Source organism: Vibrio sp. IB15 (genome assembly GCF_016406055.1).
Classification (GTDB): Bacteria; Pseudomonadota; Gammaproteobacteria; order Enterobacterales; family Vibrionaceae; genus Vibrio; species Vibrio chagasii.
This window is the reverse complement of the sequence record NZ_JAEFCE010000037.1, coordinates 30,088-50,141: the sequence shown is the minus strand read 5'-3', so window position 1 is coordinate 50,141 and position 20,054 is coordinate 30,088. Positions and strand designations below refer to the sequence as shown.

Sequence of the window (20,054 nt, the reverse complement as noted above, 5' to 3'; positions counted from 1 at the left end):
ACTCAGGCCTTGAAAGCCGCTTAACAGAAATGTCCAACTTTACGGGGTCACTTCAGTCTTGGGTTTTTCGCTTTACTGGTTTTGTGTTTTCTCAGTAGAGGTTAGAAGACGAAACTCAGCATAATGGTATAGAGCACTGCATCTTTATCATCAAAAGTACCCAGCGGGTAGAAGTCTTCAACAAAGGCGCCGTTTGTCTTACGAGCTTCAAAGTATTGTACCTCACCATTGAGGGAAACGTTCGGCAATACGTCGTAATCGATACCAATCAAATAGCTGTTGCCTGTGAGGTGTTCGTTTGAGTCAAATTCAGCACCATAAACGACATAAGGCGTAAACGAATTCAATCTGTAGCCTAGACTTGCATACATCGATGAAGAGAAGTCACTGATTTGTCCTTCACTTGATAGCACCGCTTGACCAAATTCATACTCAGCACCCAAAGACCAAAGCTGGATGTGTTGATTGTCTGCAGTGGGTAACGCACCAACGTTTTTAATCTTAACGGTCTGATCAAAGTTGGAGTCGAGGAAGGACAAATTCCAACGATAGTTCTCTCCACTTAACTGAAGGTTGGCACCAAACATGCGATTGGTTTCAAATTCCAGTTCTGTACTCGAATTAAAATCAACTTCGTTTTTGTCTTTTACGCCAAAGAAAGGGGAGAGTAACAGCGTTGCCTCATCACTCACATCATGAGTCCAGCTGACTTTAATCCCGTTAAATGCGGTTATACCTAATACGGCGTTATACACTTCTGTAGGTGGCCTTGCTGTCATGTAGGCTTGCCCAACATAGTAGTACTCAGATGCAAGGAAGAGAGGCAGTCTCAATCGCCCGATACTGACATCAAAATCATTGAATTCATAACCAAGGTAAGCCCATTCTAATTGCGGGTCACTCCAGTCGTACTGAGGAGCTTTAACAACTTGTACCGACGCTTTAAATGAGTTGTAGAAATAGTCGAGTTGGACACCGAAACTCGTATCGCAATCGTAACAACTTTCATCGGTAAATCCGCGATTAATAATCAATGGATTATCGTTGTCAGATGTTGCCCAAGAGGTGGAGCCAAAGCCACTCAAGGATAAGTTATCGGTGAGTTCGATAATGGCGAAAGCCGGAGAAGCAATTGAAGCACATAGTACTGACGTAATTATTCTTTTCATGTTATTTCTCCGAACTTATAACGTAGAGAACGTTGGCATTTTGAGGTACCGAAGAGAGTGGGGAGTAACCAATACGGTTTGGTTTGTCACCGAGCCAGTCCACTAAGCTGTCTGTTGACGCCGTTTTGATTTCTCTTGGATAACGAGCTTTTCCTGAAAAAGATAAACCGGCCCAATGAGCATTCATTTGAGCGGCGTTCTTTCCAAGTAATAGTTGGTAAAATTCCTCTCTTTCAGCACTGTTTTCAGGCCAATCTGACAGTTCTACACGTTTGCCGTTAAGACGTTTGGTTTTTCCTCGATATAGCTTTCTTGCTTTGTTAATAGAAATCGCTTCAAACTCTGTGTCTAAAGAGAATATGGCGTAGTCTTCCGCTGCATGAGCTGGGCTAACAATAAGTAGACTTCCTAATAGCCCTAGTACGGCGATGAACGCAGCTCTGCACTGGAATGTTTTTATTGTTTTCTTCCAATCCATTGGTTTCTCCTAGCAAGTCGCGCTTTCAATTTGGTGGAATAGTTTCTCTTTTCTTACGGGCTTCGCAACGTAACCATCCATTCCCGAATCAAAGCACTTTTGAATATCATCGTCGATAACGCTGGCGGTTAAGGCGATGATAGGAGTCTTTGTTAAGCCTAGGTTTTTCTCGTGTTCTCTAATCTCCTTGGTTGCGGTGAAGCCATCCATCACAGGCATCATGCAGTCCATCAAAATGACGTCGAAACTGCTGTCGCTCTGGTACATAACAACGGCAATCTGTCCGTTGTCCGCGATTTCAAAGGCATAACCTGCTTTTTTAAGCATAACCGAGGCTACTTTCTGGTTTACGCGGTTGTCTTCTACCAAGAGGATCTTTTCAGACTTACTTGGTATCAATTCTTCCTTTGGTTCTTCAGGCAATATGGTTTGGGTTGCGCTGGCTAATTTAGGTGCCTGCGTCACTGATGCGGCACTGTGGATAGGGGGGACTGTCGAATTGAACTTTGGCAGTGTATTGTGTGTTGCCGGCAGTGGTATTGCTTCTACTGCCGTTAGCACTTTCTCTTTTAACATCTCGAATTTGAACGGCTTAGGCACGTAATCGTCCATACCCACATCGAAACACTTTTGAATGTCGTCATCGATGACACTGGCAGTCAACGCAATAATAGGAATGCGGCGGGTCGACTTTGTCTGTTTCTCAATACGACGAATGTGACCCGTTGCCTCAAAGCCATCCATTACGGGCATCATACAGTCCATGAGAATGGCGGCGTAATGAGGGTTGGCAGTAAACATATCCACGGCTTCTTGCCCGTTATTGGCGAATTCAAATTCAAAGCCGCTTTTGCCGACGTGCAGCCCTGCGATTTTCTGATTAATCCTGTTATCTTCGACTATCAAAATCTTTTGCTGAACTTGAAGTTCCGATTGTTTCGAATTGGACAGTTCAGCCAAACCCTGCGTATCACACAGCTCGACGGCTTTGATTAGGCGTAGACCCAGTAGGGGTTGTGATACTTGAGCCGTGATACATTGACCGATATCCGCAGGGTCGCTGAGGAAGGATCGAATCAAACAAATGGTAGCGCCATTTTTATGAAGTGTGTCTAAGCTATCAGCGTAGTCACTGGCTTGGAGCTTATCATCTTCGGCAAAGATGACGGTAATCGGTTTTGTGTGTGCCTGGTTAGCTATGCGGTCAATAATCACGCTCGTATTATCGGTGGTTTGAGCGACATCAAGTCCATACAGTTTTAGTTCATTATCGATACGCTCTGAAAGCACGTTGGCATGCCCAAGAATATAGATGTCGGAAGAAGCCGTGCTTGGTTTAGGTAGCCTTAGATCAACCGCTAATTCTAAGTCGAAATAGAAACAGCTACCTTCGCCTTTCACTGAGTCTAATTGTATTTGTCCGCCCATTAGTTCTACGAGCTGAGTACTGATGGCAAGTCCAAGACCAGTGCCCCCAAACTGACGAGTCGTCGAGTCATCTTCTTGCGCAAAAGGTTCGAATATCTGTTTTTGCTGTTGCTTATCGATACCAATCCCCGTATCTCGCACTGCAAAGCGAACCTTAACCTTGTCATCAGCTTGTTGGAGTGTGTTGATTGAGAGGGTAACGCCACCTTCAGCTGTGAACTTGACAGCATTCGACATGAAGTTCATCAGGACTTGTCTTAGACGGTGATCGTCGATCATCACTCGAGCTGGAGTATCCGGGCTGATATCAACGTTGATTGATATTTTTTGTTCTTTGGCTTTTGGCGCAACAATCGACGCAATATCATAAATTGATTCGCGGATAGACGCAGAATGTGGGCTGATAAGTAACATACCCGATTCGATTTTCGAGAAGTCTAAAATGTCATTGATTAAGCTGAGCAAGAGTTGAGAAGAGGTTTCTATGGTGTCTACATAATCACGCTGTGTCGGGGTTAATGGAGTATCAGAAAGGATCTCTGAGATACCGATAACGCCATTTAACGGAGTACGAATCTCGTGTGACATGTTGGCTAAGAAGCTGCTTTTTGCCTTACTCGCTTGTATTGCGTGATCTTTCGCTCGCTCTGCGTCTTCTTTTGCTTGCGTGAGTTTTTCTTTGGCGTGTTCTCTCTCGATAGTTAAACGTTCGACTTGTTGAGCGAATAGACTCAGTTCATCTTTACCTTGAATGAGCTTTTCCAGAGAAGGGCGAGTTTCATTATCCTCACTCTTTAAGAACTTCAGAACCAAACCAAGATTATTGGTTACCTGTCTTGCTAAGCTCAGCGTTAAGCCCATAACAATCGTTGCGAGTAGGGCGACTAAAGAGATGAATAATGTTCTTTGTACTTGAGCCGCTGAGATTGCTTGTTCAACTTCAACTTGGAACTCTTGTTTGATGACGTTCCCTAAACTCTGTAATAGGTTCAGTCGCGCGCTCATTGCTTCCAAGCCTACAGATATCTCTTGAGGTGTTAACCCACTGAGAGCGTTGAGATCTAGTAGAGCGTTTCTTATTTCTTGGCTTTGAGCAAACACATCATTTCTGAACACTTCAACCATTAGTGAAACCTGGTGTTCATTGGCATTCAATGACACGAAGCGTTCCAAAAACAGTTGTTGCCTTTCACTCAGGGTTTTAATCTGTTCTGCGAGTTCGGGATCGTATTCTTGGCTACTTTGGAATATCTCAATAAGTGAGGTACCCAATTTAAATTCTTCGTTCGACCAGAACATTAACCATTCGAGTTGTTGTAAGGCGGTCAGGTGCTGTTGGATTTCTCGCTTGGTATTCTCGAACGGTACTTTTTCTATCTCTAGCAACAACTGTTTGTATAAATCACTCTGCCACTCCTGGGCATCCAATTTATCGTAAGTGTCCGTTGCTTCCATAGTCGATAGGGTAGCTTCGCTAAAATCCGCGACTAACTGATCCATGTCATCAGAAGCCCCGAGGAAGATAATAGGAGATAAGGTTTTGAGTTCTAACTTAACTTGTTCACTTTGAGCGGTAAACTCTTCAGGACTCGACGCTAAGGTGCTTCTGTATAAGATAGAAATATCTTGAAGGTAGACAGATAACTGATTGGTTCGCTCAAAATCAGTTAACTGTGTCGTCAAGATATAGGCTTGTCTGCCAGCGAGGAAGAGCAAAAGTGAAATGGGAAGTAGAACTAAGCCAAAGAGTTTATGTTTGACTGAAAGGTTATTCCAGACCGTATTAGCCATATAAGGATCCATCCAACTGTTTTTATCTAAAAACAGTAGAGTAAAAATAGCGATATTGAAACTTTGTGCGGGTTAATTTTTTTGAAGTGTGGGAGGAGTATAACTTCTTATGAATCCGATGCTTATTTTGATTGAATGAATAGTTCTTACTTCTAATCACATTTGTATAGGTCTTTAAACTCTCTTTCTAATACATGGTGATGGGTATACAGTTTTCATTTTCATAAAATTTAAACGTATAGAGTAGCTTCGCTACTTAAATACATCCAAACGATTTGAACTCATAGGTAATACGAAAGGAATAAATTATTCACGAAAATGACAAGTGTAGAGGTTCTGTGATTCTACAAAACCTCAGCACTGATCGTTATTTGGTGGTGGGACAACATGGAGTCAGCGGGACGACTTCCTTGATTAATAGGGACGACATCCAGATTAATAGGTGCTGAGCACTTCATCGATTTGTTGATTAATAATTTTCATCTCACTGTAGATGAGTGAAAGGTCATCAGCTTCAGGAGCAACTTTGTTAAACGTGTTTTGTTCAACTCTTTCGAGGGCAACGGTTGCTGTCTCTTCCCCGAAGCTGGCTAATATGCCTTTTAAGGTATGCACCGTGAAATGAAGCTTGCCCCAATCTTGCTGTTGCACCAGTTCTTCGATCTCTTGTAATGAATTACCATGGTCTTCTTGGTAGGTTGATAACACGGCAAAAATGACATCTCTGTCATTGTCTAGGTAGGCATTTAAAGCATCAAAATCTAGCATATAGACTCCTGTCGGCTGCATGTTGAAAATGGGCTGGGCGGCTTAGTGGAATAACCATATTTTGATGAGTCACTAATCCATTGATTCCATCTAGGAGGAAGGTCTAACTGAATAAGATCTTCCACGTATTCGTCGCTAAGGTCTGTTTCAACGCATGCGTTATTGACAGCGTAAAGGTAGTCTAGCTTAGCGGCGACTGAATAGGGATAATTGGTAATAAAGTCGCGTAGTTCTTGGATCGATCCTGAGCTTCCGATGTTGATACAATTCGAAGGATCGTCTTTTCGAGAGTCAAGTTTATCGTTTATTGCCTCACCGCGTAATTTCAAACATTCCTCGACGATGTGATACAATGAATATTCACCAAAGTGGCATAGCAAAGGTAAAAATTGCGATAGCAGTGAAGTCGGTTGATTGTAAAACTGATTAGCTAACAATTTAGTCGCTCGTATCACTTTTTTGTGCGCAACTAACGGGCTGCCTTCAATCAACAATATATTGCTTTGGAATAGTGCTAGGCTTGCTAATACTTGTTGTTGAAGTTTGGCTGGTAGCTTCAAATTGACCAATTCGGTAAATTGGGAGGCGTGCTCAAGCAAAAGACGTTTATTTTGTACTTGAGTTTCTCTTTGGTACGTTGCTCTTATGGAATTGAAATGGGTTCCAATTGAATGAATTACGTCGATATCGGCGGGTGAAATATGGCTTGCGTACATCTCCCCAAGCTTAATGAGCATGTGTGTATTATCAGCGTTTTCGGCCAAATCGATAGCTCTGATTGCTCGATGACTAATACTTGGTGTCATCTCAAATGCACGAATAGCCAATTTTAAAGCGGGCAGTAGCATCTTGTGTTTTTCATAAATACAGCTGAGGCAATCAATCACGTTCAGGGATAATGGTTGAACGATAAGATAGTTGTGCAGTTTCTCTATCGCCAAGTTCGGTTTTCCTAAGCTATCTAGAATTAACGCTTCTGCGACCAATTTGGTTGGGTGCATATTAGTTTTAGAGTGAGTGATTAGACTAGAGAGCAGTTGCCACTTCTTCCCTGCGATCAAGTGCTCAATCAGTGTTGCTTCGAATTGAACATTAGATTTTTCGCTGGTTATTTCTAATGCCTGTTTAAGCAATTCCCGTGTCGTAATAGGGTATAGGCTGTTGAGTTGGTCAATTTGTCTTGACTCGAATACAGCACTTTTGATTTTTTTGCCTAATACCTGAGTGTTAATTGGCTTAGAAATAAAATGGTGAGCCTCTCCTGATAGGGCGGTAAGTACTGTTTCTTGGCGCATATCCCCGGAGACTAAAATTGTTGCAACCGTGTGGTCGATAAGACGATTACGATACAGAATACTTAGTAGCTCAAAGCCGGTAAATGACTGCTCTAAGTGATAATCAATGAGCAAAACATGAAACGCATGCGTCTCGACAGCCCTAATGGCTTGTCGATAATCTGTCGCAATGAAAATACACTCGTGAGCAATGCCTAAACTAGCAAGCTGTTGTTTGATCAGAATCGTCGCACTCTTAGAGTCGTCGACGATTAACACCCTTAGGTCTCCTGGTAAGGTCAAACCCATTTTCCTCTATACTAATGATATTCTTAATTTAGGTATCATGTTGCACATTGTCAAGGTGCTCAGTTCACATCTATGCGGTTAGTAAGCTATTGGTAATTAAAGAATATTTATAAATAATCGAGAGTATTTCTTTGCGGCGACTGATTCAGCCTTAACTTTCTAAGGTTAACACTCTTTTGCTCACAAGAGGCAAGTGATTAGTCTTGCTTTTTTGTTGAATTAGAATCGTATTTATCTACGATTCAAGCGGCGTTTTAAGCCTTCAACCTTAATCACGCATACTAAGAATTAAAACAGCAGCCAATGCCAAGAATGCGGTCATCATAAGAAATACATCATTGTAGGCCATAATTGCCGCGTCACGTTGCATGGTTCCTAGCAAACTTGCTTGGGCTTGATACATCGCTGTTGCAGCGTCACTTCCTGATTGAATAAAGAACGCCTGTTGCTCCTTCAGTGTTTGCCAACCCAACTGGTTCACTGAAGGCAATGACTCTTTAATATGACCTAGATGTTCACGCGTTTTGTTGTCCAACAGAGTAGCGATAATCGCGATACTGAAAGCCCCGCCTAAGTTACGCATAACGTTAGTTAGCGTAGAAGCGTCCGGCGTATCCATTTTATTGATGTTCTTCATTGCCACTAAAGAAAGTGGAACCATGATGAACGGGCTACCAATCGCACGTAGTACCATTGATAAAATCAACTGTTGGCCACCAAAGTCTATGGTCATGTGGGTATTTACGTAACAACTGAAACCAAACATCGCGAAGCCAAAGGTCACTAAGTATTTGGGCTTAATGACTTGAGTTAGCTTAGGCACGATTGGAAATATTAATAGTTGAGGGAAACCCATCCACATAAGCACTTTACCGATTTCCATCGCGTTGTATTGCTGAATCTGAGTAAGGTACAGCGGCAATACGTAGATAGATCCGAGTAGTGCCATACCCAATATCAGGTACGCCAAACAAGACATCGCAAACTGCCCATCACGCAAGAGCCGTAAATTAACCAATGGTTTTTTGTGTTGGAGCTCGTTAATCACGAAGTAAACCAAACTCACCGCAGAAATAATGCTCAACGTAATGATAAAACTTGAGTTGAACCACTCTTCACGGTTACCTTCTTCAAGTACCACTTCCAAACAACCAAGCCCCATAGCCATGGTAGCGATGCCAAACCAATCGGCTTGTTTAAGCGTGCCGAGGTCGAGCTTCTCATCATCCAAGCCATATCGGATCATGGTGATTAATAGCAGAGCCGGTGGGATGTTGATATAGAAAATGTAGTGCCATGAGAAGTTCTCGGTTAACCAGCCACCAAACGTGGGGCCGATAGATGGAGCAAATGTTGCAGTAACACCAAACAAAGCCATGCCGATAGCACGCTTGTTGATAGGCAGTAGTTGAATAACGAGTGAGAAGGCGAGTGGTATCAAAGCACCACCACTAAAACCTTGCATCGCACGGAATACGATCATCGAGGTCATGTTCCAAGAGAATGAACACAGTAACGACGACACGGTGAAGATCGCTGTAGTCCATGTTAGATAGCGACGTTTGCCTAGCGCTTTTGAGAGCCAACCACTGAGTGGAATCGCGATCATTTCAGCGACTAGGTATGACGTAGATATCCATGAACTTTCATCCAAGGTTGCAGATAGCGCTCCTTGGATGTCTTTAAGAGATGAGTTGGTGATCTGGATATCCAAGATCGCCATAAACGCACCAATCAAGCCACCGAATAGGGCGATCCAATGGCGAGTTGATATCTCATTCTCATCATTCTTAGGGGTGATAGCGCCATCGTTGCTCATGGTCTAGCCTCGTTTATCGATGGTCGCAACCACAGACAAACCAGGAAGCAGACGACCTTTTAGCTCTTTCTGGTCTGGAATCGTAATTTTTACTGGTACACGTTGCACGATCTTGGTGAAGTTACCTGTTGCGTTTTCTGGCGGAAGTAGTGCGAACTTCGCGCCAGTTGCAGGTGAGAAGCTGTCGACAACGCCTACAAGTGGTTGCCCAGGGAAAGCATCCAATTCAACTTCAACTGTTTGCCCTTTGTGAATACCACTGAGTTGCGTTTCTTTGAAGTTAGCCTCAATCCATACTTGATTGTTGGGCACTAAACTCATGAGCGGTGAGCCAGCTTGAATCAATAAGCCTTCACGAACACTTCGCTTACCAATTACGCCATCTGTTGGCGCATAAACTTTGGTGTATTCAAGGTTTAGCTGTGCCTGTTCTTGTTGTGCTTGGGCTTCAGTGACCGATGCTTTGGCTTGTTCTATTTCGCTGGCAACAACCGATAATTGGTCGTGACTTGCAATCAGGTTTGCTTTGGCTTCTTCTAAGTCAGCAAGGGCTACTTTTTGTTGAGCGACCATGCTATCGACTTCATCTTGCGAAGCATAATTTCGTTTTAATAGAGTACGAGAGCGCTGCACTTGTTGAATCGCACGTTCGTACTCTGCTTTGGCCGAGTCAACGCCACTTTCTGCTTGGCTAATTTTGCTACGTTGTAACGCCTGTTGGGCGATGAGGTTCTTCACATCAGACTGGACGACGGCTAGGTGAGCGTTAGTCTGAGCAAGCGCAGCTTGGTAGTCACGATCATCGATTTGAACCAATAGATCGCCTTCCTTAATTGATTGGTTGTCCGTCACATAGGACTTAACGATATAGCCAGATACCTTAGGGCTGATATTGGTAATGTCTCCCTGTAGGTAGGCATTATCGGTCGACTCAAAGTACTGACCGTAACTGTACCAATATCCAGCACCAGCTAAACCCAATGACAGCATGATCGCAGTGGCAATAAGCGGGGCTTTTTTACGTTTTTTTGTGCTTACTGGTTGCGAAGCGTTGTTGTTCTCTGCCATTTCTCTTTTCTCATTTTGTTTTTATTTGGATGTAACGAATTGTAAATGAATCTGATTGATTGATAAGATAGGAAAAAAGGGAAACACTGTTGCAAAAACCTTACTAATTGTAGTTCTCGGAGGTCTTATGGACTTAAATGCTGTGACTGTTTTCACACAAGTCGTTGATTGTGGGAGTTTTACGTACGCTGCTGAGGTGTTGAATATGACGAAATCAACAGTGAGTCGAAAATTAGCGGAGCTAGAACAGCATTTAGGTGTGAGACTGATCACTCGTTCGACTCGCAGTTTGATACTCACGCCTGAAGGAGAGCGTTTTTATCATTCGAGCCTTCAAATGCAAGAGATCATGAATCAAGCGGAGTTAGAAGTCACTGCAAACCAAGACCTGATTCGCGGTCCATTGAATGTAGTACTACCAGTAGAGTTGGGTCATCAAGTGCTTGCTAAATACATCCATAGCTTTCTGCTTGAATACCCGAATGTGACGATGAACTTGGAGCTAACCAACCGAGAAGTTGACATCATCGGCGAAGGGATCGACCTTTACGCGCAGATTGGTGAGCTGGTTGATTCAAGTTTAGTTTCTCGATACCTAACAACCTCTAAACGTGTGTTAGTGGCGAGCCCTAAATATCTAGAACAAGTTGGCCCAATACACACGCCAAAGGACCTTAAGATTCCTTTTCGCATGATAGAGGTGGTAAACAAAGCCGCACGTTTACCTAAGTGGGAATTGCAATTAGGTGATGGGGAGTCTGAATTGATTCAGCTACCAAGCCAACTCAGGGTAAACACGATTACCGCGTGTTTAACGGCCTGTGTCGATGGCCTAGGGCTAGCAGTGTTACCTGAGTTCATCTGTCGGGAGCATTTCAAGACGGGTCGACTGGTGAAGCTGCTGCCGGAATACGACATGCCACAAGTTTCGGTAAGCTTGGTGTATGCCGACAGACAATTAATGCCGAAACGCAAGAAGGTGTTTATCGATTATCTACTCACAGCGTTTCAGAGTGAGAAGCGCAAGTAGCTTGGTTAGCTTAATCTTAGCTTTATTAAGGTAAGCTATACCCCTTGGTTTTCTGCTAACAGCTAAGGGACTAAATTAATCACTTTAGTTAAGTTCGGCTTTCCACTTTATGACTTCTCCATTGCTTAATATCGCATTGATGGAAGCCGAAGCCACATCGATGTCGCCTTTATCAAACACTTGGTCTGAGAAGTTGGCGATGATCTTACTGCCATCACTGAACGTGGTTTGTTGGACGGTACCGTGGTTATTTAACCATGAGAAATCAATCAACGCTTTATCCCACAACTGTTCGTGTATCGGCTCAAACCCATCTTGGTAGTGTTTTAAGGCTTTGAGCCTCGGGCTTGTACTTTTGAGAGCTTCGTCTCTGGTTAAGTGAACCATCGCGGGCGTGTTATATAGCATGGCTGTTAAGTCACGGCTGGCTTTCACATTGGTAAACTTGAGACTGTCTGAGTGCCAATGGTGCGTATTAATCACTTCATCATGGAATACAGTTTGGTATAACGGTACACGATATTGCGGCGAAAACAGTAGCGACTTATAGGGCTCTTTAACCTTTGCTGGTTTGAAGAAAAAGTCCGGCTTATGATCTGGGTACCAGCGACCTAGGAAGTAGGGAGACTGGCGGTTTTCTTTCATATCTTTATCTGTCCAACCAAACCCTACCGTTTCCAAGCCGTGTGCAAACGCAATGCCCTTGGTGGTCAAGCTGTTGCCGTCTTCAGAGCCCAACACCGGAGACGGTTGTTCGCTCAGCCCCTGCATTCGGTTATTAAAGGCAGAAAGCATTTCCGACTCACTGGTATTGTCACTGTAGTCCTCACGGGCCATTGCCGTTGCATCGACATCTAAGAACAAACTATTGAAGTGACCAAAGTTCATGATGTCTTTGGCGCGCTGTTTTACATAGTCCAAATGGCAATTGGGATTTAAGTAGAAGCCGTTACCACGAAATCCTTTTTTTAAACTCCCATCGGCTAGCTCAATCGCGCATGTTTTTCTTATTGGATCTGGCAGCTGAGCGGTTAACCAGCTGTCATTTAACTGAGCCGGTATTGCAGTGTTATAGGAGTCGTAAGTCCCCACCAGATAACCAGATTGCTTTGCTAACTCGACTGCGTTTGGTTGATAAAAAGCAGGCATCCAGTTATCAAAGCCCAACCAAAGCTTGTTTAATCCTGCGTTGTTTAGATTATCGACCATGCCGGATGATAAGGCTTGCCCCCAAGTATCTGGTGAGTTAAGAAATGACGACGTGTGTTCAGACAACCAGTTTTTTCGACTTTGCGCCGCGATGTATTGCGCCTCAATCGTGTTATCAGTGAGTGTCGGGGATGCGATGGCATAAAAGCTTTGTAGAGATTGGCTAATAGAATCCAACAGCAACTGTTTGTGGTATTGGCTCAACCAGTCCTTACCCTTAGACAAAGTGGATAGCTCACGCTTAGCTTGATTAGATATGTTGAGCTTAGAGCGTTCAAAGTACCACTCTTTTAGTCCCCACCAGTCTGTTACATCTTGGATACTCAAAGGATCTTTACCAAACAGGTAGACATGACTTGCACCAACCAGCTTGCTAATGTCTGGATTACGCGCTTGCTTTGAGGCTAGTGATTCTGACAACCCATTGGCGATGCGCCAGTCGCGGTATTGCTTGGCACCATCGAGCATTGAATCGCCAAGCGTGATACGTACAGCAAAAGGTTGTGACTGATTTAGCGCGGTGAACTGATGCGATGCGCTCATATCGATAAGGGACTTGTTTTTACAGTCCGATTCAGACGTTACATCATTAAAAAACAGTTGGTTATTGGTTGGGTTGATCAATTGGTAGCTGATGAATTGACCATTCTGTTGTGTGGTCCAAAACGGCATCTTTAGGTCTTGAGTGGTGTTGCTTCCAGAGTGGTTATTGGCGAGATAATTCGCCCATCGCTTATTGTTGGTAGGCACGCGCATACCTTCACTAAAGGGCAGAAGCAGTGTTTGTGTTTCTTGTTCCGCAAGGTTGAACCACGCTAGTTCTATTGGTTGATTGCGCTTTACCTTGATATCGGAAGGTAGAGTGAATTGGAGGTCAAGTTCACCTTGATTTAACTCTGCGGTTACTGCGATACGGCTTGGCATTAACGTCCAAGCGGCACTGGTTGAATCCTTGGTTATCTCGGCCACTGTTTGAGGGATACGGTTAACGGTTAGCGAAGCACTGTTAATGCTTAGGTCATTCCAATCTATCATGAGCGTTTCTGGTGATATCGAAACGGTGTCGTTGGCGGTGTGGTCGGCAAGTATTAAATCGTTCTCTTGAGCATGTGTTGAAAAAGCACAAGCGGCGAATACGGCCAAAATGGCACAAGATGTAGCATTAAATTTGTGGTGGATACTAAGCATATCGATATTCCGTAAAGAGTAAGTACGGTTATTACATCTGAGATGCGTTAGTGTTTTGTCACCTATATGTCTCTATTTCTAATTCAAACAACCATCAGTATCTTGTTGTGGTTGGCCTTCAGAAGGGCACCGCAACACGCTGAACATATTGGATTTCAATCGCGCCTTGGTATTCAAACTTTTCTACAGAGGCACTCAAGTGGCTAGCTTTACCTACTGATGGGCTTTCTGTAGGAACAGCGACGTGTTTTGCTTTGATCGGAACTTTGAAACCTAACATGTTGTAGTTTTCATCAAACCATTGCCAACTTACATGGGTGCTAGGGCAGTTATCGATAACCTCTGGCGGCGTGACCACAACGTGTGCGTTCTCAAGCTTATTCTCCAGTGCTAACCAGCGATTGCTGTCATCTAAAGCGACTACAAGTGGGTAGTTGTTCGTCCCAACGGTTAATTGATAAACACCAGATTCTGGTTTGATGAACATCTCATTGGTTTCGATTTCTTGATAGTCGACGCCCGAGTTGAGCTGTCCTTCAATCATCGTAAGACCATCAGGAGCGATGAGTGTGACTGGCTGTGCTTTTTTATTTAGGTCACTGCTGCGTGGCTCGGCTGAGATCTTAATCTGATAGCCTTGTGACGAAAGACCGTAACGTTTAATAAAACTCACTTGGATGTGGTGGGCAGGTCCGTCGCTTTGTTTAAGTGTTCTTCCACATTGAGTTCTAGTGAGTATTTCTTGTTTTACGGGCAGCCAAAGCTGACTATCAAGCGATTCTTGATTGAGTGCGATCTGTAGCTCTTGCCATGCAAGCTGCGGTTGCTCATTAAGTAGCGATTGATAAGATCGTTGTAAAGGTGTCTCTGTAAACCAAGTCGCATGACTCGCAAACGGTAACGCACACAGCAAAGCGGTTAACGATGTTACTTTCATTTCGAATCCCCAACTAAACGGTAGCCAACGCCACGATGTGTCTCTAGTTGGAGTGTTGGCAACTTTTGGCGCAAACGCAGTATGTGGTTATCTACAGTTCGAGTACTCGGAAAGGCTTGGTATCCCCAAACTTTGTTAAGCAGCTCGTCTCGGTGGAACACTCGCCCTTGGCTCTGGACAAACAGGACCAATAGCTGAAACTCTTTCGGTTTAAGTGCTACTGGGGCTTGATCGAGATAGGCGGTTCTTTCCGATAAGTTGATTTTGATATTGGCGTAATTTAGATGACTGACACCCAGTGGACGCAACTGAGTGATGACCCGCGCCAGTAATTCTTCATTTGAAAAAGGCTTGGTCACATAATCTTTGGCGCCAGCCATTAAGCCTTCTACACGCTGTTGAACTTCTACTTTCGCGGTTAATACGATCACGGGTAGTGCTTTAAGAAGTAACCAGTTTGGCAGGTGTTGTAAGCTGTCGCCGTCCTCAAGTTGCCTATCAAGCACCACGAGGTCGGCTCGTAACCAAAGCTTATTGGCATGCGTAGCTTCTTGTGCCCAAAGGCATTGATAACCATTGGACTCAAAGAAGCTGACTAGGCCTTGTCCAAGTAGTGGGTCATCTTCAATCAGCAGTAGGGTGTTCATAAGCTATTTCCAAAATACATCGGGTTGGATTACGGAGAATAATGAGGCGTCCATTCGCCTGTTTCATCAAGTGTTCAACAATGGTGAGTCCAATACCCATGTTATCGTGTCTATACGCATCATTTGGAGTGACTCGGGACAAGGTTCGTTCTAAGAATGAAGGGAAATGTCCTTGATCTTGGACCTCAATTCTTAACTTGTCAGCAAGGGTAACGGTCACTAACACATTACCTTTGCCGTGTTGCTTAGCGTTCTTGATCAAGTTATCTAAGCAAATGGTCAGCCAGTAATAGGGCAGGTTAAGCTCTACTTCGCCGGAATCACATTGATAGTCGATGTTGTGCTTTTCGCATACATGTTCAAGCCACTCTTCGAGAGAAGCGTTTTGCTTCAATAAAGGTTCAGCGTTTTCTGTACTCAAGTAAACCTTACTGTTTTCAGTAAGTTGAGATAGCCTCTGATAGTCAGATATCAAACGCCAAACTGCATCTTGAGTGGCATCAGGGAACTCGTCGTAACGATTTCTGAACATTTCGACGGTTAACCCAAGGCTGGTAATTGGTGTGCGAAGTTCATGAGTCAGGAGCTGCAACACAAACTGTCTCTCTTTACGCTGTTTTGTTCTTAGAAATAGTGACCTTGCTAATATTGAAAATAGAACAACTAGCAAAGAGAAGATCATCACTTTCATGAAAAAAGTGTCGTTGTTCGTTTCACTCAGGCAGAGATTACTGTATCGAAACGAACAGCTTTCTTCAGAGAAGGTTATGCCTTGTTCCTTCGCAATTGGCTTCCAAACATCATGCGGGACCACTTTCCAACCTTGCTCACCACTTAACCAAAGTACATCACCTTGTTGCCAGGCTCGGTATCCATCAAGCAGCGCTTCCCTTCCTTCTGCTGTTAAGGGTTGTAGTTTGGTGTACAGCGGGTGCAGTGGGTTGGTAATCGTTAAAAACGGGTGAATCTGTTCGCTTGTCTCTGGGTAATGCGCCACATAACGGTCAGCAAAGCTGCCACCAGCGGGATGTCGTTTTGAGTGTGCGGCAAACCAGATAGAGTCCAACGTTTGCTGTCGACACAAAGCAAGCTCGAACTCTATGGCATCATTTAAAGCCAGGTTAGAAGGCTCAATTGCTTGGCAGGTCTGCTGAATCTCAGCCAATAAAGCAATATCTTGCCATGTGAATTTTTTGAAATTTGGGTAACGGCTGTTGTCTTGAAGCAGAGCCTTTGGGTAATGAGATAACTCTTGCTGAGAAACAAAGATCGGAGACGCCTGCCAACTCAATTGGTACAGGGACTGCCATTTATCTTGCAAGCTTTGGGCGTTGGCTAGCGTAGGGAGCCAAAAGATCAAACAAAGGGCTAATGTCAGCCTGCGCATCCAGTTATTCTCATTAAAAGTCATTAGCGCGAGTCTAAAGAATTTTGCTCGAGATTTGTAACCTGAATGTCAACAAGTGTCCCCACTTTATCAATTTGTGACCTCGAGTCGCGAAATTAGCGATACATCATCAATCGATGATTTCTTCAAATAATGATTCTAAAGTGCAGAAAGTATCATTTATTTGAATTTGATTAGATAATTGTGTACTTACTGTTACTTATTAAAGGGTGGAACTGAATATACTGGATTTAAACCTAACAAGAGGAATCATCATGAGAACAATGATCAAATCAGTATTGGCATCGAGCATCTTGGCTGCAAGCTCAGTTCACGCATTTGAATTAACCAGTAACGATATTCAAGAAGGTCACCCAATGGCTAAGACGTTTGAATACTCTAGTTGGGGGTGTGATGGTGAGAACTTATCACCTCAACTAATGTGGAAAGACGCACCGGCAGGCACCAAAAGTTTTGCAATCACGGTTTATGACCCAGACGCACCAACCGAAAGTGGTTTTTGGCATTGGGTTGCATTTGATATTCCAGCAACCGTGAATGAATTACCTCGCGCAGCGGACATTACGAAGTTGGGTGGTAAGGAAGGGCGCATCGATTACGGAACGGTTGGTTTTGGTGGCGCTTGCCCTCCTGAGAAAGACGGCATGCATCGTTATCAATTTACGGTTTGGGCGCTATCAACTGATAAGTTAAACCTCGATGAGAATACACCGTCAGCAGTCGTGGGCTTTACGCTGAATAGCATGGCGCTAGACAAAGCAAGGTTAACAGCAACTTACACTCGTTAATTTGCTATAGACAAAAAACAAATAAGGGGATGAGATGAATCATCAATATCAAGTGACAGTGTTTCGAGCTGAGCAGTTACAAAAGCTGCGTAATGTGAGGATTCTATCCCCTAGTTTTATCGATATTGATGTTAAATTTTTATAAGTGTCTGATTTTGTTGGTTTTGCCTGTTTTTTGGGAAGCATGAAAAGACGAGAAAAGCCGACTAAATCAGACTATAACCGAGATTTGCCGCCACTTTGTCGCCACTAATTTTCTAGTGGATTTAGTTCAACGGCTTGTATTAAGTGCTCTGGTGCGAAGTGCGAATAAGTCATAGTTTGCTCTATCTTCTGGTGACCCAAAATACGCTGTAACACCAAAATATCGCCACCATTCATCATAAAGTGGCTAGCAAAGGTATGTCGAAAAACATGAGTGGCTTGTCCTGCGGGTACATGGTTTGGTAATGCTCGTTTAACACACATCCAAGCCTTTTTGTAATTGACATTGAATATGGCGTGACTACTTACTGAGTTCCTTAAGATCTCTTCATACAGAGTAGGGGAAATAGGGACGGATCGATTCTTTTTACCTTTCGTTTCAGTGAAGGTCAGCTTGTATTTTGTTATTTGAGAATGTTTGAGTGAAAGAGCCTCTCCTATACGGCATCCAGTAGCCAAACAGATTTTAGCGACAACATGAATCTGTTTTGCTGGAAGGCTGTCATCAGCAGCTAAAGCACTAAGAACGTTATGTATTTGCTCTTTTGTTAAGTAGCTAAGTTCTCTCTCTGCAATTTTGACGAGTTCAATATCCGCTAAAGGGTTCGGTAATTTCCATAAATCATACTTGATCAGTCGATTAAACATTGAACGTAAGGTTTTTAGTTCGATGTTTTGAGTAGATGATGAGATAGCTACATTTGGGTGGTTACGATGGTAGCTCACACGATTGGCGCGATAGGCCAAATAGTCTTTTTTTGTGAATAGATGTGCTACTGGGTTATTGAGCATGGCGATCGTTTTAGCCATAAGATTATATGAGTTCTGACCTGTTTTCACCGTATGGCCGTGAACCTCCCACCAGGTATCAAGTAAGTCTTTCAACCTGCGGTTGTCGACCTTATTAGCTAACCACGGCTTGTCGTTCACCTCACTCATCGTGAAGTGTTCAAATGCTGTCGCTTCTCCTTTGGTGGCAAAACGCTTTCTTATACGCTTTCCATCTCGCCCGCTGGGATAGCATTCGCATATCCATGGTTTCTTCGAGCCGTCTTTCAGATTTCTAACAGACATAATCAAGCCTTATTAAACTGTGTTTATATACAGGCTAATGGACACTAGAGTGAATAGCAATGTTTAAATTTGACGTTAGGAAACACTTGTTTTCGTCGTCAAAGTCTTTGTTAATTGATAAGACTACAGTCACATGAATACGTTGAACTCCGTATTACTTAGGTTCTACTGTATAAGGAAACCTTCGAAAAACATTAAGTGAGTATTCGCATTGCTAAGTAATGTGAGCTTTTCGTTGAGAGGAAATCTAATTAACGTTATTATTTGTTATATAATCGGAGAAAATATTTAATTGCGTTGTAAATACAAGGATTTCAGGATTGTTTAAGCTTAACAATAAAAAGAATCAACATTATTACTCTGTTGTAGAGCAGAAATTAAACTCAAAAAACCCAGAATCAGGTAGAAAAAAAAGGAAGATTTATCGACATGAAATTCTAAATAAAAAAGAATTGCAGACATTCTCGACCAACGAACGTGGTATTTCCTGTGAAAAAACATTGGCCGAGTTAGATACGTTTACCTTTTATATCGAAGGGAAGAATAGGTATAACTTTGAAGAGTTTTTTGAAAAATACGAATTAAAAGTCGAATTACTAACAAAATGTGTCACGCAGATCTATAATGTAAGAAGTAATGTTGAACTTGATATCAAAGAGTTGACGGTTTGTAAATTTGTAAATATTATACGCAACCCATACAATATTAGATTCATAAACAAGTTTTTCTCTTCTTTGGATAACTCTTGTCCACGTGCTTCTCGTCATAATTATTTTTATGAGAAGATATTATCTTGTGATATCGGTTCAATAAAGCATCTTTCGAAAATTTATGGAGTGACACCTGATGAATACAAGTCTTGGCTAGCTAAAATCTTTTTCTGTGTAAGTATGCCATATAAGTATTCAAAAAATTATTTAGAGTCATTTATTGATCGCTTATTAAATTCAGATGATCTTTTAGTGACATTTGATATAAAGAATTATTCTGAACCTTGTGTATTACTCTCAGATAGGGGATATATTGACAATTCCATGGGTAATTACACATTAATTTCTTTCAATTTAAGTTCAAATTCATTTTTTATTCTAAAATTTATAACTATTTTTGATATTTTAACTAAATTTAAAAATCTACAAATAAATGACAAAGATCTGCTAACTGAGTTTAAAGAATATAAGCGTTTTCACCATGATTTTGACGACTTTGATGCACTTCGTGGATTTAATCGAAGTAGTGTGTATTTCTCTCAAAGGTATGTTTACTCAGGATTTCGTGAAATAAAGTACTTATAACAGTAAGATAATGTGTGAGCAGTCATTGCTAAAGAAAGAGTTTTGAAGAAGGCTTTATATCTTTATATGTGCATTATGTACTTGACTATAGAGAGTGGAAGAGCATACGGAACTGATTCTGATGAGGGAGCTGAGGTTAATCATTTCAAGAAGGCGTGCCAGCATGTTCA

The 20,054-nt window shown here is 42.7% G+C and carries 15 protein-coding genes and 1 pseudogene; 4 read left to right on the top strand and 12 right to left on the bottom strand.

The window, feature by feature from the left end; all coding sequences use genetic code 11:
• Positions 1-101: 101 nt before the first annotated feature.
• The 7 genes from JC606_RS14530 to JC606_RS14500 all read right to left on the bottom strand — a co-directional run bounded on the left by JC606_RS14530 (position 102) and on the right by JC606_RS14500 (position 10,104).
• Entirely contained in the window at positions 102-1,169 is a 1,068-nt protein-coding gene (locus JC606_RS14530) for a sulfate ABC transporter permease (RefSeq protein ID WP_137408222.1), read from the bottom strand.
• Between the two features lies 1 nt (position 1,170).
• Complete coding sequence (locus tag JC606_RS14525) at positions 1,171-1,647, bottom strand: hypothetical protein (RefSeq protein WP_198778840.1); 477 nt, start codon at positions 1,645-1,647, stop codon at positions 1,171-1,173.
• 9 nt (positions 1,648-1,656) lie between these two features.
• Entirely contained in the window at positions 1,657-4,866 is a 3,210-nt protein-coding gene (locus JC606_RS14520; protein ID WP_198778839.1) for a response regulator, read from the bottom strand.
• 435 nt (positions 4,867-5,301) lie between these two features.
• Complete coding sequence (locus tag JC606_RS14515; RefSeq protein WP_008216978.1) at positions 5,302-5,634, bottom strand: Hpt domain-containing protein; 333 nt, start codon at positions 5,632-5,634, stop codon at positions 5,302-5,304.
• Complete coding sequence (locus JC606_RS14510; protein ID WP_198778838.1) at positions 5,628-7,217, bottom strand: response regulator; 1,590 nt, start codon at positions 7,215-7,217, stop codon at positions 5,628-5,630. The genes JC606_RS14515 and JC606_RS14510 overlap by 7 nt, the downstream gene beginning before the upstream one ends.
• 268 nt (positions 7,218-7,485) lie before the next feature.
• Complete coding sequence (locus JC606_RS14505) at positions 7,486-9,036, bottom strand: DHA2 family efflux MFS transporter permease subunit (protein WP_198778837.1); 1,551 nt, start codon at positions 9,034-9,036, stop codon at positions 7,486-7,488.
• Between the two features lie 3 nt (positions 9,037-9,039).
• Complete coding sequence (locus JC606_RS14500; protein ID WP_198778836.1) at positions 9,040-10,104, bottom strand: HlyD family secretion protein; 1,065 nt, start codon at positions 10,102-10,104, stop codon at positions 9,040-9,042.
• Positions 10,105-10,231: 127 nt separating this feature from the next.
• Here JC606_RS14500 and JC606_RS14495 point away from each other — a divergent pair, with 127 nt between their 5' ends.
• Positions 10,232-11,134: a LysR family transcriptional regulator gene (locus tag JC606_RS14495; protein WP_198778835.1), complete on the top strand. Its 903-nt coding sequence runs from the start codon at positions 10,232-10,234 to the stop codon at positions 11,132-11,134.
• An 84-nt stretch (positions 11,135-11,218) separates the two neighbouring features.
• Here JC606_RS14495 and JC606_RS14490 read toward each other — a convergent pair whose 3' ends face one another.
• From JC606_RS14490 to JC606_RS14475, 4 genes are all read right to left on the bottom strand, one after another.
• Positions 11,219-13,531, bottom strand: a complete 2,313-nt coding sequence (locus JC606_RS14490) for a glycoside hydrolase (RefSeq protein WP_198778834.1) — start codon at positions 13,529-13,531, stop codon at positions 11,219-11,221.
• A gap of 118 nt (positions 13,532-13,649) precedes the next feature.
• Positions 13,650-14,468, bottom strand: a complete 819-nt coding sequence (locus JC606_RS14485) for a DUF2861 family protein (RefSeq protein ID WP_137408215.1) — start codon at positions 14,466-14,468, stop codon at positions 13,650-13,652.
• Positions 14,465-15,115, bottom strand: coding sequence for a response regulator transcription factor (locus tag JC606_RS14480; protein ID WP_198778833.1), 651 nt, complete (start codon positions 15,113-15,115; stop codon positions 14,465-14,467). The genes JC606_RS14485 and JC606_RS14480 overlap by 4 nt, the downstream gene beginning before the upstream one ends.
• A complete protein-coding gene (locus tag JC606_RS14475; RefSeq protein WP_198778844.1) occupies positions 15,093-16,502 on the bottom strand; it encodes an ATP-binding protein in 1,410 nt (469 codons plus the stop codon). The genes JC606_RS14480 and JC606_RS14475 overlap by 23 nt, the downstream gene beginning before the upstream one ends.
• A 275-nt stretch (positions 16,503-16,777) precedes the next feature.
• Here JC606_RS14475 and JC606_RS14470 point away from each other — a divergent pair, with 275 nt between their 5' ends.
• On the top strand, positions 16,778-17,311 hold the full coding sequence (locus tag JC606_RS14470; protein WP_198778832.1) for a YbhB/YbcL family Raf kinase inhibitor-like protein: 534 nt from the start codon (positions 16,778-16,780) through the stop codon (positions 17,309-17,311).
• Between the two features lie 34 nt (positions 17,312-17,345).
• Positions 17,346-17,438 (top strand): annotated as a pseudogene (locus tag JC606_RS14465) (AraC family transcriptional regulator); the annotation flags it as partial.
• 122 nt (positions 17,439-17,560) lie between these two features.
• Here the strand turns inward: JC606_RS14465 and JC606_RS14460 are convergent.
• Positions 17,561-18,589, bottom strand: a complete 1,029-nt coding sequence (locus JC606_RS14460; protein ID WP_198778831.1) for a phage integrase — start codon at positions 18,587-18,589, stop codon at positions 17,561-17,563.
• A gap of 320 nt (positions 18,590-18,909) precedes the next feature.
• Between JC606_RS14460 and JC606_RS14455 the strand changes: the two genes are divergently transcribed.
• The gene (locus JC606_RS14455) at positions 18,910-19,884 is read left to right on the top strand and encodes a hypothetical protein (protein WP_198778830.1); all 975 of its coding nucleotides are present in this window, start codon (positions 18,910-18,912) and stop codon (positions 19,882-19,884) included.
• Positions 19,885-20,054: the final 170 nt, after the last annotated feature.